Source organism: Pseudomonas sp. IT-347P, from assembly GCF_949768005.1.
Classification (GTDB): Bacteria; Pseudomonadota; Gammaproteobacteria; order Pseudomonadales; family Pseudomonadaceae; genus Aquipseudomonas.
The window spans coordinates 457,812-475,497 of the sequence record NZ_CATKPQ010000055.1 but is presented as its reverse complement, the minus strand read 5'-3'; the positions used below and the strand labels follow the sequence as shown (position 1 = coordinate 475,497).

Annotated in this window: 9 protein-coding genes; 2 read left to right on the top strand and 7 right to left on the bottom strand. The window is 59.6% G+C overall.

The window, feature by feature from the left end; genetic code table 11:
* Positions 1-35: 35 nt before the first annotated feature.
* Both ACM6IV_RS21675 and ACM6IV_RS21670 read right to left on the bottom strand, forming a co-directional pair.
* Positions 36-3,311 carry a DUF2126 domain-containing protein gene (locus ACM6IV_RS21675; RefSeq protein WP_414871565.1) on the bottom strand — a complete coding sequence of 1,092 codons (3,276 nt, stop codon included), beginning with the start codon at positions 3,309-3,311 and terminating at the stop codon, positions 36-38.
* A 525-nt stretch (positions 3,312-3,836) separates the two neighbouring features.
* Positions 3,837-6,149, bottom strand: a complete 2,313-nt coding sequence (locus tag ACM6IV_RS21670) for a YgiQ family radical SAM protein (protein ID WP_414871564.1) — start codon at positions 6,147-6,149, stop codon at positions 3,837-3,839.
* A 225-nt stretch (positions 6,150-6,374) separates the two neighbouring features.
* Here ACM6IV_RS21670 and ACM6IV_RS21665 point away from each other — a divergent pair, with 225 nt between their 5' ends.
* Entirely contained in the window at positions 6,375-9,011 is a 2,637-nt protein-coding gene (locus tag ACM6IV_RS21665; RefSeq protein WP_414871563.1) for a hypothetical protein, read from the top strand.
* A gap of 141 nt (positions 9,012-9,152) precedes the next feature.
* On the top strand, positions 9,153-13,811 hold the full coding sequence (locus ACM6IV_RS21660) for an NEL-type E3 ubiquitin ligase domain-containing protein (protein WP_414871562.1): 4,659 nt from the start codon (positions 9,153-9,155) through the stop codon (positions 13,809-13,811).
* 45 nt (positions 13,812-13,856) lie between these two features.
* On the opposite strand, the gene dnaB is transcribed toward ACM6IV_RS21660, so the two are convergent.
* The 5 genes from dnaB to rpsF all read right to left on the bottom strand — a co-directional run bounded on the left by dnaB (position 13,857) and on the right by rpsF (position 17,453).
* Entirely contained in the window at positions 13,857-15,254 is a 1,398-nt protein-coding gene (dnaB, locus tag ACM6IV_RS21655) for a replicative DNA helicase (RefSeq protein ID WP_008016882.1), read from the bottom strand.
* Between the two features lie 120 nt (positions 15,255-15,374).
* Positions 15,375-15,821, bottom strand: coding sequence for a 50S ribosomal protein L9 (rplI, locus tag ACM6IV_RS21650; protein ID WP_003221136.1), 447 nt, complete (start codon positions 15,819-15,821; stop codon positions 15,375-15,377).
* 19 nt (positions 15,822-15,840) lie between these two features.
* Positions 15,841-16,734, bottom strand: coding sequence for a hypothetical protein (locus tag ACM6IV_RS21645; RefSeq protein WP_016983782.1), 894 nt, complete (start codon positions 16,732-16,734; stop codon positions 15,841-15,843).
* A gap of 36 nt (positions 16,735-16,770) precedes the next feature.
* Positions 16,771-17,001, bottom strand: a complete 231-nt coding sequence (gene rpsR / locus ACM6IV_RS21640) for a 30S ribosomal protein S18 (protein WP_002551829.1) — start codon at positions 16,999-17,001, stop codon at positions 16,771-16,773.
* Positions 17,002-17,030: 29 nt separating this feature from the next.
* Positions 17,031-17,453 carry a 30S ribosomal protein S6 gene (gene rpsF, locus ACM6IV_RS21635; RefSeq protein ID WP_016771938.1) on the bottom strand — a complete coding sequence of 141 codons (423 nt, stop codon included), beginning with the start codon at positions 17,451-17,453 and terminating at the stop codon, positions 17,031-17,033.
* Positions 17,454-17,686 lie beyond the last annotated feature (233 nt).

The window sequence follows — 17,686 nt, the reverse complement described above, 5'->3', positions numbered from 1 at the left end:
GCGGATAGACGAAAAATCCGCATGTCGCGTAGGCTTTAGAAACGTCGCAAATCGAGTGTCATCGGTAGCTCGTCACTGATTTCCACGTTGGGTACAGGAAGTTTCCCGGGCGTGTGTCCGACGCGGAAGAATCGCGCCATCCGCCGACTTTCGGCTTCGTTGGCATTGACCGGCAACGTCTCATAATTGCGCCCGCCCGGATGGGCAACGTGGTACTGACAACCGCCCAGCGAGCGGCCCATCCAGGTGTCGAGCAGGTCGAACACCAGCGGCGCATGCACGGGTATGGTCGGTTGCAAGCAGTTGGCCGGTTGCCACGCGCGGTAACGCACACCCGCGACAAACTCGCCAATGCGCCCGCTCGGGTGCAACGGCACCGCGACGCCATTACAGGTCAGCAGATAGCGCTGCGGCGGCAAGCCTTTGAGTTTGACCTGCAAACGTTCCAGCGATGAATCGACGTAACGCACAGTACCGCCCGCCGCGCCCTCCTCGCCCAGGACATGCCAAGGTTCCAGCGCCTGACGCAGTTCCAGCTCGATACCATTGACCGCGTAATCGCCAACCTTGGGAAAACGAAACTCCAGATGCGCGGCAAACCATTCTGCCCGCAGCGGATAGCCAGCGTTGTTGAGTTCGACGATGACGTCGGCGAAATCCTGTTCGATAAAGTGCGGCAGCAAAAAGCGGTCGTGCAGTTCGGTGCCCCAGCGCGCCAGCTTCGGCGGCGCATAAGGTTCACGCCAGAACCGTGCGACCAGCGCCCGCAGCAACAACTGCTGGGCCAGGCTCATCCGCGCATGAGGCGGCATTTCAAAGGCACGCAGCTCCAGCAGGCCGAGACGCCCGGTGGCGCCGTCCGGTGAGTAGAGTTTGTCGATGCAGAACTCGGCGCGATGGGTGTTGCCGGTAACGTCGATCAGCAGGTTGCGCAGCAGTCGGTCAACCAGCCACGGCGCGCATTCCTCGCCCGGTTCGGGCATCTGCGCGAAAGCGATTTCCAGTTCATACAGGGCGTCATTGCGCGCCTCGTCAACCCGTGGCGCCTGCGATGTCGGGCCGATGAACAAACCGGAAAACAGATATGACAGTGACGGATGGTTATGCCAGTAGCTGATCAGGCTGCGCAGCAGATCCGGGCGGCGCAAAAACGGTGAATCCGCCGGCGTTGCGCCACCGAGAACGAAATGGTTGCCGCCGCCGGTGCCGGTGTGACGGCCGTCGATCATGAACTTCTCGGTGGTCAGGCGGGTTTGTCGCGCTTCTTCATAGAGAAACTCGGTACGTTCGACCAATTCGTCCCAGGTCGCCGACGGCTGCACATTCACCTCGATCACACCGGGATCCGGCGTAATGCGGAAATTGCTCAGACGCGGATCGCTCGGCGGCTCGTAGCCTTCCAGCAGCACCGGGCAATGCAGTTCTTCGGCAGTCGCCTCGATGGCTGCCACCAGTTCCAGATAGTCCTCGACCCGCTCCAACGGCGGCATGAACAGGTACAAACGCCCCTCACGCGCCTCGGCGCAGAACGCAGTGCGGGTCAGCCAGTCAGCGGATTCGTCGATCTTCGGCACGCGCTCGTCAGCCGCCGCCGCTTCGCCCGGACGCTTGAGCTGCGCGGTGTCTGGCAACGCGGCGAAGTCCTGATTCGGATCCTGTGGATGGATAAACGGATACTCAGCCGCCTTCACCCACGGCTGCGAAGCCAGTGGCAAGCGATACCCCAGCGGCGAATCCCCCGGCACCAAACGACAGTGTTCGTCACGCAGATACCAGCGCCCGCTCTGCCATTGATCGCCTTTGGCAGTGCGCGCCAGCGGCAGCACCTGACCGATCACCTTGTTCAGGCCCTGACTGAAGACCTTGCGCAGACGTGCGCGCTCCAGCGGTTCCTCCAGACGCGAGTCTTCAGCGCTGACATTGGTCGGCAACGTGCCCTCGCGCCAGAGGTAATAGAAATTGTCCTCGTAGGCCGGAAAGACAAAACGCGCAGGTAATTTCAGCCGTTCGGCGACACTCGCCAGAAAGCGTCCGGCCAGTTCGCCATCGGCTCCGTAGTCTTGCTGCTCATCAGCGATCAGCGCGTTGTTGTGCCAGATCGGCACACCGTCGCGACGCCAATAGCAATTGAGCGACCAGCGCGGCAGCTGCTCGCCGGGATACCACTTGCCCTGGCCGAAATGCACCAGGCCCTGCGGCGCGTAATGCTTGCGCATGCGCTGGAACAGTTCGGCGGAAAGCCTGCGTTTATCGGCCCCCAGCGCGGCGGTGTTCCACTCGGCACCATCCGGATCGTCGATGGAAACGAAAGTCGGCTCGCCCCCCATGGTCAGGCGCACGTCATCCGCCAACAGGTCAGCATCGATCTGCCGGCCCAGCGCCTGAATCGCCAGCCACTGCTCATCGGTGTAGGGCTTGGTGACGCGCGGCGCCTCCCAGATCCGTTCCACCGACATTTCGTGACTGAACTCGCATTCGCACGGCTCGACCAAGCCACTGATCGGGGCCGCCGAGGACGGATCGGGACTGCAGGCCAACGGAATATGTCCTTCGCCGGCGAACAGCCCGGACGTGGCATCCAGGCCGATCCAGCCAGCGCCCGGCAGATAGACCTCGCACCAGGCGTGCAGATCGGTGAAGTCGACCTCAGTGCCCGACGGACCGTCGAGGCTTTTCACGTCGGCGGTCAGTTGAATCAGGTAGCCGGAGACAAATCGCGCGGCCAACCCGAGGTTGCGCAGCAATTGCACCAGCAGCCACGCCGAATCCCGGCAGGAACCAGACGCGTGCTCTAACGTGTGTTCCGGCGTCTGTACGCCCGGTTCCATGCGGATCAGGTAGCCGATGTCTTCACTCAGGCGCTGGTTCAATGCCACCAGAAAGTCCACCGCCGGCAGCGGCGTGCGGTCGATGCCATCCAGATAGGCTTTGAATTTCGGCGTCAGCGGCAGGGTTTCGAGGTACGGCGCCAGTTCCTTGCGCTCATCGGCGGCATAGGCGAAGGGGATTTTCTCGGCGTAGGGTTCGAGGAAGAAGTCGAACGGATTGAACACAGCCATTTCGGCGAGCAGATCGACTTCGATGCGCAGCTCGTTGGTCTTCTCGGGGAACACCAATCGGGCGAGGTAGTTGCCCTGCGGATCCTGCTGCCAATTGATGAAATGCTGCTCGGGCGAGACTTTCAGCGCATACGACAGAATCCGCGTGCGGCTGTGGGCAGCCGGGCGCAGACGCACGATCTGCGGGCCGAGTTCGACAGCGCGGTCGTAGCGGTAATGCGTGACGTGATGCAATGCGACATGAATCGACACGGCGTGCCTCCTGCGAGCCTAAGCGTATTCGAAAGCGCGCAAGACTTATGCCATACACTGGCTTGGGCGCTTTCCCGGAATGCTCAGGGCAGTACAGCACCAAAATCGGGCAGTGCGGGGAAATGGTTTGTGCTCATTGCACGTAAATGTTGCGAAGAGCCCTCACCCTAACCCTCTCCCAGAGGGAGAGGGGACTGACCGAGGTGGCTGTTGGAGATACGCCGACGTGAAAGTCCTGAGTCGAACCCGAATTTTGAAAAGCATGGAGATCTGTTGCGAAGATCCCTCCCTAGCCCTCTCCCGGAGGGAGACTGACCGAGGTGGCTGTTGGAGATACGCCGACGTGAAAGTCTTGAGTCGAACTCAAATATTGAAAAGCACAGCGATCGGCTCCCTTCCCCCTCGCCCCCCATGGGGGAGAGGGCTGGGGTGAGGGGGATGGATCTTCCGGACAACCCAATATCCAGCCCCTGCAATGCAAAACGCCAACCCGAAGGTTGGCGTTCTATTCAGCTTAAGCGTTGCTTAGCGCGGTACGACCGGCTTGCGCGCCGGCTTCGGCCCTTTGCCTTTAGCGGCGTCCTTGCGCTCTTTGGCCGCCTGCTGGTTGCGCGCGAATGCCGCAGCCTTGGCCTGTTCACGCTTGTCCCAAGGATTACCGCCATCACTGGCACGCGGCGGCAGGCCGGTGTGCTGGGTGAGGATCTTGGTGGTCTTCTCTTTGCCCTCTTTCGCCACTTTATGGCTGCCGGCCGGCGTCGAGTTCTTGCGACGAGCGCTCTGGTAGCTGTCGGTGGAAGGCTGGTGCGTCGGAATCAATTGATCCTTGCCCGAACCGATCAGATCAGCGCGGCCCATACGGATCAGCGCTTCACGCAACATCGGCCAGCCTTTCGGGTCGTGATAACGCAAGAACGCCTTGTGCAGACGACGCTGCTCTTCGCTCTTGACGATGGTCACGCCGTCGCTTTTGTAGGTGACCTTACGCAGCGGGTTCTTGCCCGAGTGGTACATGGCGGTAGCGGTGGCCATCGGCGACGGGTAGAACGCCTGCACCTGGTCGGCGCGGAAGCCGTTGCCCTTGAGCCACAGGGCCAGGTTCATCATGTCTTCGTCGGTGGTGCCCGGGTGGGCGGCGATGAAGTACGGAATCAGGTACTGCTCCTTGCCCGCTTCCTTGGTGTACTTCTCGAACATGCGCTTGAACTTGTCATAGCTGCCGATGCCCGGTTTCATCATCTGGTTGAGCGGACCTTCCTCGGTGTGTTCCGGGGCGATCTTCAGGTAACCACCAACGTGGTGGGTCACCAGCTCTTTGACGTACTCCGGCGACTCGACCGCGAGGTCGTAACGCAGGCCGGAGGCGATCAGGATCTTCTTCACACCCGGCAACGCACGGGCGCTGCGGTACAGCTGAATCAGCGACGAGTGGTCTGTGTTCAGGTTCGGACAGATACCCGGGAACACGCAGGACGGCTTGCGGCACGCGGATTCGATTTCCGGCGTTTTGCAGGCGATGCGGTACATGTTCGCGGTCGGGCCGCCGAGGTCGGAGATGACCCCGGTGAAGCCTGGCACCTTGTCACGGATCTCTTCGATCTCGCGAATGATCGACTCTTCGGAACGGTTCTGGATGATCCGGCCTTCGTGCTCGGTGATCGAGCAGAAGGTGCAGCCACCGAAGCAGCCACGCATGATGTTCACCGAGAAACGGATCATGTCGTAGGCCGGGATCTTTTCCTTGCCGTACGCCGGGTGCGGAACACGGGCGTAAGGCATGCCGAACACGTAGTCCATTTCTTCAGTGGTCATCGGAATCGGCGGCGGGTTGAACCAGACGTCGACCTCGCCATGCTTCTGTACCAGCGCGCGGGCGTTGCCCGGGTTGGTTTCCAGGTGCAGCACGCGGTTGGCGTGGGCGTACAGGACCGGATCGTTGCGGACCTTTTCCATCGACGGCAGGCGAATTACGGTCTTGTCGCGGGTCATGCGCGGGCTGGCCAGAATCTGCACGACCTTGGCTTCCTGCGGATCCTCGACCGGTCCCTTCTCCTGTTCGATGGCACAGGCCTGGGTATCTTGCGTGTTGACGTACGGGTTGATGATCTTGTCGACCTTGCCCGGACGATCGATCCGCGTCGAGTCGACTTCGTACCAGCCTTGCGGCGTGTCACGACGGATGAACGCGGTGCCGCGCACATCGGTGATGTCTTCGATCTTGTGGCCCCACGACAGACGCTGGGCGACTTCGACAATCGCGCGCTCGGCGTTGCCGTACAGCAGGATGTCGGCGCTGGCATCGATCAGGATCGAGTTACGCACGCGATCCTGCCAGTAGTCGTAGTGGGCGATGCGACGCAGCGAGGCTTCGATGCCGCCGAGGACGATCGGCACATGCTTGTAGGCCTCTTTGCAGCGCTGGCTGTAAACCAGGCTCGCGCGATCCGGACGCTTGCCGGCCATGCCGCCGGGCGTATAGGCATCGTCGGAGCGGATTTTCTTGTCCGCGGTGTAGCGGTTGATCATCGAGTCCATGTTGCCCGCCGCAACCCCGAAGAACAGGTTCGGCTCGCCGAGCTTCATGAAATCATCTTTGGACTGCCAGTTCGGCTGGGCAATGATCCCGACGCGGAAGCCCTGAGACTCCAGCAGCCGGCCGATGATCGCCATGCCGAACGACGGGTGATCGACGTAGGCATCTCCGGTAACAATGATGATGTCGCACGAATCCCAGCCAAGCTGATCCATCTCCTCCCTGCTCATCGGCAGGAATGGCGCTGGCCCGAAACATTCGGCCCAATATTTTGGATAGTCAAATAACGGCTTGGCTGCTTGCATGTCGACGACCGGTGTTGGAGTGAAAAATCGCGGGCGCGGAATATAGCACAAAAATTAACCAATTCCGACGGCAATGGTCGGTTTCTCCATGACGCCGCCCGTCAGCCAACCCGGCACGACTTACGCGTTCGAATGAGCGCACGACGCACGAAACGGCAAGGAAGCCGAGCACCGTCGCCCTCCATCAAGGAAAGCGAGGCGTGAAACGTTAAAGGATGACATGCAATGCCCGTCAAACCGCCCATCAGAGTCATAACAACCGCAACCGTCCACGGGACGCGACTCAGCGACCCGCTGCCCCGGCTCTTTCCCCGACCTGCATTCGAAGGCGGGCTGGCGCCCACCCACCTCAAGCACACACCTTCGACAACGACGCGAAAGCTCACCGATACAACTCATAACGTCATTACTCCCGAACCACCGCGCATATCAGTCAGCTCTACTGCCAATCCAGCGCCAGCACCCGCTCTGCCCGAACGCCCCCTGAGCGACTATTTGATCACTTCGCTGGTCGTGCTTCCGGAACCCGACGCCCAAGGGATTTCGCACTTCAGGGGCCGTCAGTACGCGGAAGTACCGGGCGGTAACGTCCCGATCGGACTGGACCCCGCCAGCGGTCTCTATCGCGCAAAACTACCCAACGAACTGACGCCCTCGGGACCGTTTTTACAACGCCGCACCCAGAGCCTGCTCTGGCTTCCCGTTGAACGCTTGGTGCCGTTGACCTACCCGTTATCAACCGCACGCCTGAAGCCGTATCAAACCGATCTGGATTTCAGCAGGGTCGATCCAGGCAGTGATGGCCTTCATCGCTTCAATGGCAAGCTCTACGCATCGATAGAACAACACGCCTATCAAGTCCTGCATGATCTCGATGCCTCGTCGCCGAACAGGGCAGTGATGCGCATCGTTCACGCCGGGGACCCGGTCGCCACTCACGCGGACAACCGCTATGTGGCTTCGCGCCCCGGCAATTCGGAACCCATCGTTTTCGATACGCAGCACGGCTGGCGGGGCACCATTGTGTACGGTGCCGCCGGCATGCCGAAAACCGTGGCAGAACCTCCAAGTGGTTTAGAGGAGCGCTTAACGGTGGCCGCCGGAGTCGATCGTAGAAATCAGCGGATTCAGAACCATGACGAAACACGTCAAAACCTGATAATCGCATGGCAGACGGCGAAGGCAGCGGAGGGCGAACACGCCCAAGTGGTTAGAGACGAACGAACCGCACTTGTTCGGCGCGAACTGCACAGTCATCAGGAGCTGGAGAGTCTTGGCGAGGCATTGCAATACTATGAAGACAACAAGCCCGTCATAAGGACCTTCACTAGTAAGGATGACTACAGAAACATAATCATTGCGCTGCAAAAAGGAAAAATGCTCGCCTACCAGTATCTCGTCGAATGCGGTCTGACGCGCCGCGCGCTGGAGGGCCCGTTACTCGACCTCGACCCGGAAAGGCTGCCGCGAACCATCGGTTTCCTCACCACTCTGCTGGGCCATCTGAAAAAGCGCCAGCGCATTGCCGACCATCTGGTGAAAAAATGGAAGGTCTCGCCGGAAGAGTTGAGCGTGGACGTTCTTTCCGAGATGGACACCCATAACGTCGTTGCTTCGTGGGTCTTCACCAAAAGCATATTGCTGGACAACTCTGAGTCGACCGGCAGCGCCCCCCAGGCTTCCGAGCTGGCGATCCGGTTTGGCCAGGCCACCTTCGTCTACGGGGCACTCGGCAGAATTCCGGACAACCTGCATGCGGCTGTACTGAGTGATCTTTCTCAACAATGCGCAGCCCTGCGCGACTGGTACGACCGACTTGACCTGCCAGAAGGCCCCGAACACGTCACCTCACGTAATGACATCAACGCAGAAATCAACGCGTTTGAGCACACCCTGGAAACTCGCCTGGCCCGCATCTACCACGAACAGGCAGACGGCTCCGCGGTGCCAGTCCACGAACAACCGATCGACTTCGACTTTATTCCGCCACAAGACCGAAGCGGTACGCCAGCCACGACCTGGCGACTGTTTCGGGCGAAAAAACATGGCGTCTACAAGCTCAATGTCGGCAAGTCACGCCGGACCGCGCTCGGAGAAGAAGTGATTGACGTCGGCAACCTCTTTGATCCGACGCGTCCCGTACAAACCTATGTGCGCAGAGACGGCGAATGGCACGCGGCGCTGACGACGACTCAAGAAAAAGCCTTGCCCGCGCTACGTGCAGAAGCCGATCAACTGCTGCAGGCGTCCGACTCGCACGTCAATGCCGCTTACAAGGAAGAGCAGGGGCACCTCAACCCGGACAACATCGTCGAGGCGCTTGAAAAGAAAGCCAAAGCGCTGGATCACACCGCGCAGCAACTTCAGGCGTTTGCAAACACCGATGCCAACGCCAGGGCTTTGATCCAACGCCTGACGGAAGACAGTCAACGCCTGCAGACCGTAGGCGAAAACATCCGCATTCGAATCTACAAAGACCAAAACTTTCTCAGCGTCGACCGCTTGATCTACCTGATCGACAGAGGTCATGTCCGGGCGCGGAAAAGCGCGTCCCGGCTGAAACGAGGCAAGGGCAACGACAGGGAATATCTCGACATTTACTCGTTGACGGATGCGCAAACCGGCGCGGCCCTCTGGGAGGCGCATTTTCACTATCGCGCGACGGACACTCCGGCGCTGAACTTCAACGTACGCGGCGCTCACCTGAAAACCCTTGAGCAAAGCGCGCAGGGCAGTATGTCGCAACGCAGAGAAGAACGTGCGGGGCGACAGCATGTGGCCATCTGGCGCCAATACCTCGATGGACGCACCGCACAACGAGTTTTCGATCTGGCGGCGACCACCGCTGATCGCGTGCGATAACGGATTTTTTCACAACCGGGTGGTTGTATCACCGTAATTGAACGCGCATCAGACACCCGGCAACACACTCAGGCAATGACGCCGAACGCCCCCGCCCCCCTGTTAACGGGAGGTCGAGGGCAACCTTGCAAGGATGAAAGCATGAAAACCAGAGCACCGGTCAGAGGCACCACCACCGTCGACGTCCACGCACGCCCGACCTCACCCGCAGAGCCGCAGGCACTGCCACCGCGCCGACATGACATCGCGGACGTCGATCTGCCGCCGCTGACACCACTGCGGCAGCCGCCAACGGCCAGGATGCCTGCTGACGCCGATCTTGAGGTTATCGCGCCGGCACCGCCGATCACGATCCATGCGTTAGCCGTTTCGCCCGCGATGCCCTCGCTCCCCGCGCGGCAACCAGTGGAGCACTATTGGATACCCGCCACCATCAAATTGCCGGAGGCGGACGCCCAGGGTTTCCGCACCTTCAAGAGACTTCAGTACGTCGACGTGCCGGGCGGCATCGTGCAGATTGGCATCGATCCACACACCGGCCTGCACCGGGCCAGGCTGAAAAGCGAACTGATCGCTTCCGGACCGGTATTGGCCCGAGACGTCGGGACCGGCTTGTGGCATCCGCGCGATGATCTGGACGCAATCCTCTTCCCGTTGACGCAAACGCGTCTCGAGTCTTTGCGCTCGCCACTGGATTTTTCCAATATCGAACCCGACAGCGATGGCTTGCTGCGCCACGACAACAAACTCTACGTGGTCATCCACGACCATACCTTTCAGGTGTTGCACGACCTCGACGCCTCGTCGCCCCAGGCTCAAGTAATGCGCATCGTCAGAGCCGAAGATCCGGTGGCTGGCGACGCGGACAATCGCTACGTCGCCTCACGGCCGGGCAGCTCGCAAGCGATTGTGCTCGACCCGCGCGACGGCTGGGTGGGTGTCAACACCGGGGGCGTCGGCGGCATGCGCCGGGTCGAACGAGAACCGTCCGTTCGGCGAAGTCTGGCCGAGCGCTTCATCGCCTTCGCCAATCGTTTGACCCGGCCCGAGACCCGGGTTCGAAAACTGTTTACGTCGTTCGACGATCAACAGGTTGCAGCTTTTCTTCGATCGCTGGGTGACGACGTTGAAGCGGGCCTTACCGCGAAGGAAACCGAGTACAAAACTCTGAAGAAAGATTTGCGGGCCTGGACGGAGGCTCATAAGCATCTGACTGCCCCCTCGGAGCAAGGGCCCGTCGCCGATTGGGCAACTATCGTGTCCATCGGGATCAAACGCTGCTGGCACCAGGAAACGGCGGAGTTGCGCTTTCCCCTGAGCCACGCACCGTTGCCGGCCCTGAAGGCGGATTTCAGTCATGTCCGTTTTCTGGAAGTGGACTCGGTGGCGTGGTCGCCTGCTGCCGAAACGTTCCTCAGTGGCTTTACCGGTCTCCAGAGCTTGAAGATCACCCGGTCGGGCCTGGAAAAACTGCCGGCCGCCATCAGCCAGATGCACAACCTGACCGAGCTGAATCTGCGTACGAACAAACTCCAGCTGGATGAGGCCAGCGCCGCCACACTCAGCGCCCTGGTGAATCTGGAAACACTTGTTCTGACGAAAAACCCGCTGGGCAAGCTGCCCGACCTCAGCGCAATGTCCAGACTGCGAGAACTGGACCTCGCCTCCACCGGCATCGAGCAGTGGCCGACCGGCCTGAAGGGATCGGCCGCTCTGACAAAGATCGACTTGCGCCATAACAAGCTGAAAGAGGTGCCTGCCGAGCATCTGAATCCGCCGGACGACCAGTTCGAAGCCATTGTCCGTATCAACCGTCACACCCTGCTGGAAGACAATGCGTTCCCCACTGATTATTGGCAGAAGTTCGAGCGGTTCTGGCTGCAGGTCGAGGCCAAGAGTACCGAGCAAGCAGCCGGCGCCCTCGAAGGCGCTTTCAGACTCAGAGAAGGCATCGATGTCATCGACCGGACGCAAAGTCTGTATTCACATCTCGATGCAGCAGGCGCGAAGACCTTCATCATGGGCCTCGGTGACGAGGCAGGCACAGTGCTCACCCGCCGCGCAGAAGCCCTTTCCCGGCTGGACGCGAGCCTTGAAGCTTACAAGGAATCCAGTGCGCTGCTGGCCACCGCCAGTCAACGTAAAAGGGCGGACGAGAGTGCCGCGGCAATCAGACAGTGCTGGCTCGATCAGACGCAAACGAGCCTGACGCTCGACTACCTCGGCCCGCGCGGCCTGCGCAACAAACAAGGCATGCTGCCGGGCTTGAATGCAGACCTGAGCCACGTGCGCACGCTAACGCTGATCGGCATCGAGTGGTCGCCCGCTGCCGACACCTTCCTCTCCAACTTTCCCCACTTGCAGCATCTGACCATTGAAAAGTCGACGCTCGACAAGCCACCGGCCATGCTCAGTGAAATGAAAACACTCACGTGGCTGGACCTGGGTTCCAACCAGATCGAACTGGATACGCAAAGCGCTGCAACCCTGGCCGGTCTGAACCAGTTGACCCACCTGAATCTGTCGCACAATCCATTGAAGATGACACCGGATGTCAGCGCCATGTCCGGTTTGAACACGCTGAACCTGAGCCATGCCGAGGTCACCCACTGGCCGGTCGGTCTGCTGAACAAAACCGCTTTGACTGGCGTCGATTTGAGCAACAACCTGTTAACCGACGTCCCTGAAGCCCATCTCAACCCGCCCGCCGATCAACTCGCCGCCGTCGCCCGTATCAACAATGTCACGCTGTTGACGAACAATCCCGGCATACCCTCCAGCTATTGGAGAAAATTCGATGGCTACTGGCGACGCCTGAACACGACGCATCCGGAACTGATGAACCCGGTTCATCCTTCAGCCTTCGACCATGACAACTCAAGAGCGCAACGCTACCACCGCCTCTATCCGGCGAAAAACATCAACGACTGTCGCACATACCTCTGGGACCTGGAACCCGGCACCGTGGCCACCAAATTGAGCCAACTCGAACGGGAATTTGGCGTTTTGAAGGGGCAGCTTGACGCGTGGGTGTTCTCCGGGGGAGGCAATCGTCAAGGGTATATACGTGCCAACCAACTCGTGATCAACGCCGAAAACCGCACCGACCGGACCACTGCACGTGAGCGGATCATCAGTTGCTGGCGCCAGGAAACACCGCAGCAGACGGCGTTCGACGGATCGAGTATCGGCCTGGAGCTGAACCTCAGTGGTCTGAACCTGCCAAGCCTGCCGGATATCGACGTGGACTTCAGCCATGTAGGCTCGGTCAAGCTGAGCAACATGCACTTGAGTACTTCGCCCGAAGGCTTTCTCACGCGGTTCAGGCATGTGCGCTGGCTGGATCTTTCCCATAACCAGTTGCGCACCCTGCCCCCGGCCATTGGGGAAATGAACGGGCTGACCAAGCTGTTTCTGCAGAACAATGAAATATCCCTGACCGCCGATACAGCACGGATTCTGTCACAACGCACCACCCTGCGAGCACTGTGGCTGAACAACAATCCGCAACTGACGTTCATCCCGGACTTCAGCCAGATACCTGACATGCGTTCGGTGAATCTGGCAGGCACGGGCATTTCGCAGTTCCCCACCGGCCTCAGCGCACAGCCCTCACTGGACACCGTCAACTTGAGCAATAACCGGATTGAGCAGATTCCTGACTTCGTCTTCAATGAGCGGCCATGGCAAGTCAACAACGTGACCAATATCCGCTTCAACCAGCTGGACCGGCAGTCCCGCGAACGTCTGGTCGAATATCGCAATCGCTTGACAGGCGCCGGGACGATAATGAGCGGCCGGAATAATCTGATCGACACGGGCCTGAGCAATATCGCAGCGAATGTCGTGGTTCGCCCCCTTGATCCCATGGCGCGCTGGACCGTCGGGTTGTCAGCTGCTGAAGTCGCGACAAGACGCCAGCAATGGCAAACCGTGCGCGATGAGCAAGGTTCGGATGGACTGTTCGACACGATTGACCGCCTGCTGAACGAGCCCGCCAGCCACACCGATCTTCAACGCAGGATCTGGAGCCTGATCGATAGCATCACCGAAAACACCCCTCAATCCGAACGTCTGCGCCGCGAAGTGCTGGAGCGCGCGGGCGACCCGGCTTGTTGTGACCGGGCGGCGTTCACCTTCACCAATCTGGAGGTTCTGACCCTGGTGCACAAGGCCCGTGCCCGGGCCCTTGATGAAGCCCAGGGCCCGCAACTGTCGGCGCTGTCCAAAGCATTGTTCCGCCTGCATGAGGTCGACAAGATTGCCTCGGCGGATATCGCGCAGCGTGAAGCCCGCATCATTGCTTCCAGAACACCGGGAGAGGCACAAGTCTTCGGACCACCTCACGTACCCGAAGAAGTCGAAATACGGTTGTTCTATCGCTTCCATCTCAAGGATCGCCTGCAATTGCCGGGACAACCGGAACGCATGGGCTTTGCCCGATTGGCAAACGTGTCAGAGGCGCAACTGAACGCCGCGTACGACAAAGTGATTGCGCTGGATAACTCCCCGGAAGAGTTTCAGGCACTGATGGCCAGAGAGTTCTGGCAGGAATTCATCACCCACAAGTACCGGTCGCAATTCGAAGCACAACGCGATCCCTTTCAGGAGCGCCAGGCAACACTCGATGATGCGCATTCGGCCAATGAGCTTTCATTCGTCGACTACAAAGCGCAATCGATGTCGCTGCAAGCCGAGCTGGCGATCAAGGAAGCGGAGTTGATCACCACGCTGAGCCGGCAGGAACTGAGCGAATATGCGATCCGCAATTCCGGAACGGCAGCAGCTGAAACCGAATAACCACTGAAAGAGCAGTGCAGCAGGCCGGGATTCCCCGGCCTGCTGTCATTCGTCGTCGTCGAAGTTGTAACTGCCCGGCGCGAGGTTTTCGAAGCGCGTGTATTTGCCGATAAACGCCAGGCGAATAAAGCCGATCGGGCCGTTACGCTGTTTGCCGATGATGATTTCGGCAATACCTTTGTGCTCGGTTTCCGGGTGATACACCTCGTCGCGGTAGACGAACATGATCACGTCGGCGTCCTGCTCGATCGCTCCGGATTCCCGCAAGTCGGAGTTCACCGGGCGCTTGTTGGGACGTTGTTCCAGGGAGCGGTTGAGCTGCGACAGCGCCACCACCGGGCAATTGAATTCCTTGGCCAGCGCTTTCAGGGATCGCGAGATCTCGGAAATTTCGTTGGTCCGGTTGTCACCGCTGGAACCGGGGATCTGCATCAGTTGCAGGTAGTCGATCATGATCAGGCCGACGTCGCCATGCTCACGAACCAGGCGCCGGGTCCGTGCGCGCATTTCCGACGGGCTGATGCCGGCGGTGTCATCGATGAACAGTTTGCGATCGTTGAGCAGGTTCACCGCCGAGGTCAGGCGTGGCCAGTCATCGTCTTCCAGTTGGCCGGAACGCACCTTGGTCTGATCGATACGACCCAGCGAGGAGAGCATACGCATGATCAGCGATTCGCCTGGCATCTCGAGGGAATAAACCAAAACGGCCTTTTCACTGCGCAACACGGCGTTTTCCACCAGGTTCATCGCAAAGGTGGTTTTACCCATCGATGGACGGCCGGCGACGATGATCAAGTCGGCCGGTTGCAGGCCGCTGGTCTTCTCGTCGAGGTCGGTGTATCCGGTCGACAGGCCGGTAATGGCGTTGTCAGTGTTGAAGAGGGTATCGATGCGGTCGATGGCTTTGGTCAACAGTTCGTTGACGCCGACCGGGCCACCGGTCTTTGGCCGTGCTTCGGCGATCTGGAAAATCTGCCGTTCGGCCTCATCGAGGATTTCTTCAGCGGTACGGCCTTCCGGGTTGAAGGCGCTGTCGGCAATTTCCGTGCTGATGCCGATCAGTTGGCGCAACGTTGCACGCTGGCGAACGATCTGCGCATAGGCTTTGATGTTGGCGACGGACGGCGTGTTTTTCGCCAGTTCGCCGAGGTAACCGAGGCCGCCAACCTGCGAGGTCTGCCCTTCCTTGTCCAGTTGTTCGGACAGGGTCACGACGTCGATCGGCATGTTCTGATCGGCCAGTTTGGCGATCGCGCGGAAGATCAGACGGTGGTCATGTCGATAGAAATCGCCGTCGGAGACTTGATCGAGCACGCGTTCCCAGGCGTTGTTGTCCAGCATCAGACCACCGAGTACAGCCTGTTCGGCTTCGATGGAATGCGGCGGCACCTTCAGGGCAGCGGTTTGCAGATCGTATTGCTCGGGAGCGGAGATATCGTTCATGGCCACTTGTGTTGTTTGGATAAAACAGGGAATTCAGAAAGACAAAGGGCACGACCTGTAAACAGGATCGTGCCCGATGTTAACCGTCTGACGGACAAGCCGCCAGCCGATCAATGTTGCTTAAGCTGCTACCACGACAACGCGTACGGTGGCTTCAACTTCGGCGTGCAGGTGCACAGCCACGTCGAATTCACCCACGTTGCGGATGGTGCCGTTCGGCAGACGAACTTCGCTCTTCTGCACTTCAACGCCGGAGGCGGTCAGTGCGTCAGCGATGTCGTGAGTACCGATCGAACCGAACAGCTTGCCTTCGTCGCCAGCGGTGGCAGTGATGGTCACTTCCAGCTCGGCCAGTTGGGCAGCACGGCTTTCAGCCGATGCTTTACGGTCTGCGGCAGCTTTTTCCAGCTCGGCACGACGCTCTTCGAACGCAGCCAGGTTGGCAGCGGTCGCAGCGGTAGCCTTGCCGAAAGGCAGCAGGTAGTTACGGCCGTAACCGGCCTTAACGTTTACTTTGTCGCCCAGGTTGCCCAGGTTGGCGATTTTTTCCAGAAGGATCAGTTGCATGTGGAAATCCTCTTAACTTTTAACCTTCACCGTTCGCGTTATCGGTGTCTTTCGACACGTGACGACCGCGAAAATCAATCAGGCTGTCGACAATGGCCAAAACCACGAGCAACGGATAGATCAGCTGCATGAACAACAGCAGCGTGACGTACAACCCCACCAGCCAGAAACCGGCCAGTCGCTTCTGCCCGACCAGCCCGTGAATCAGGGCGAGTCCGGCGAACACCAGCGGTACACTGCACAACGGCGTCAACATGGCCATCTGTGCACCGAGATTCGGGCCCAGAAGCATCAACGCCAGCAGCAACATCGCCGGCCCCAGCGGGATCCGGATGGCGCGAAACTCGCGACCAAAACCACCCGGGTTGTACAACAACGCCTGCCAATGCCGCCCGACAATCAGGCTCAGCACGCTGACGATCTGCAACAGCGCCGCAATCAGTCCGGTCAGGACCGGTGCAATCAGGGACGCGAAACGCGCTTGCTCATCGACCGACAATTGCTTGTAGGTCTCACCGAGAAGCGCCGGCATGACCTTTATCAAGGCCTGCGCGAGCATCTCGATCTGGGCCGCAAACGCCGCCCCGAGCACCACTGAAAACACCACGCCAATCACTACGCTGACCAGCAGCGTGCGGACCCAGGATTCACTTGCGCGCAAAACCAACGCAAGTCCCGAAGACCCCAGCAGCACCAGAAGTGCCCGTGGGTCATCGGCATACAGCCACCAGATCAACGCCGGCAGCAGCCCCAGAGACAGAACACCCAGGGCGTCCGTCAGTCCGCGCCGCAGCAGCACAAGGCTTCCCGCGGCAGCACCCAACCAATACAACAACGGCAATGTTGCACATCCGGCCACCACGAGAGTGGCCTGCATACGGCCTCGCATGATGAACTCAGCTAAGGCACGCATGCATTCAATCCTTTGCTACTTGTCGACTGCCCGGTCTCAGCGGCCGTGGCTGTCGGTGTAGGCCAGCAGGGCCAGGAAGCGGGCGCGCTTGATAGCGGTGGCCAGCTGACGCTGATAACGAGCTTTGGTACCGGTGATGCGGCTTGGAACGATTTTGCCGGTCTCGGATACGTAGGCTTTCAGAGTGTTGAGATCTTTGTAATCGATCTCCTTCACGTCTTCAGCGGTGAAGCGGCAGAATTTACGACGACGGAAGAAACGTGCCATTTGATAGGCTCCTTAATAAGGTCCGTGGATTACTCGTCAGCGTTATCGCTGTTGTCGCTGTCATCACTGTCGGTGCCTTCGGCGCCTTCGTGCTCAGGACGGTCGCGACGCTCACGGCGCTCACTGCGGTTTTCTTCAGCCTTGAGCATCTCGGACTGGCCGGTAACGGCTTCGTCGCGACGGATGACCAGGTTACGGATCACTGCATCGTTGTAGCGGAAGTTGTCTTCCAGCTCGGCCAGGGCCTTGCCAGTGCACTCAACGTTCAGCATCACGTAGTGAGCCTTGTGAACATTGTTGATTGCGTAGGCCAGTTGACGACGGCCCCAATCTTCCAGACGGTGGATTTTGCCGCCGTCTTCTTCGATCAGCTTGGTGTAACGCTCTACCATGCCGCCGACTTGCTCGCTTTGATCCGGGTGGACCAAAAAGATGATTTCGTAATGACGCATGAATGCTCCTTACGGGTTGTAGCCTGCCGCTCAAAAACGGTCAGACAAGGAGTGAATGACACTTATGGACTTGCTGGCGCGGGGCACATGCGTGCCTGCCGTCACAGCAAGGGGCGCAATTGTAGAGAAGGGACAGAAGAGGTGCAAGGCAATTGGTGATTATTTGAACAACCACCCATTTATGCACACCACAAAACACTGTGGGAGCGAGCTTGCTCGCGAATGCGGTTTGT

What these genes read in the sequence shown, in the direction of transcription:
- ACM6IV_RS21670 (WP_414871564.1), bottom strand. Translation starts at nt 6,149, where the DNA reads ATGCAAGCAGCCAAGCCGTTATTTGACTATCCAAAATATTGGGCCGAA.
- ACM6IV_RS21665 (WP_414871563.1), top strand. Translation starts at nt 6,375, where the DNA reads ATGCCCGTCAAACCGCCCATCAGAGTCATAACAACCGCAACCGTCCAC.
- ACM6IV_RS21660 (WP_414871562.1), top strand. Translation starts at nt 9,153, where the DNA reads ATGAAAACCAGAGCACCGGTCAGAGGCACCACCACCGTCGACGTCCAC.
- dnaB (WP_008016882.1), bottom strand. Translation starts at nt 15,254, where the DNA reads ATGAACGATATCTCCGCTCCCGAGCAATACGATCTGCAAACCGCTGCC.
- rplI (WP_003221136.1), bottom strand. Translation starts at nt 15,821, where the DNA reads ATGCAACTGATCCTTCTGGAAAAAATCGCCAACCTGGGCAACCTGGGC.
- ACM6IV_RS21645 (WP_016983782.1), bottom strand. Translation starts at nt 16,734, where the DNA reads ATGCGTGCCTTAGCTGAGTTCATCATGCGAGGCCGTATGCAGGCCACT.
- rpsR (WP_002551829.1), bottom strand. Translation starts at nt 17,001, where the DNA reads ATGGCACGTTTCTTCCGTCGTCGTAAATTCTGCCGCTTCACCGCTGAA.
- rpsF (WP_016771938.1), bottom strand. Translation starts at nt 17,453, where the DNA reads ATGCGTCATTACGAAATCATCTTTTTGGTCCACCCGGATCAAAGCGAG.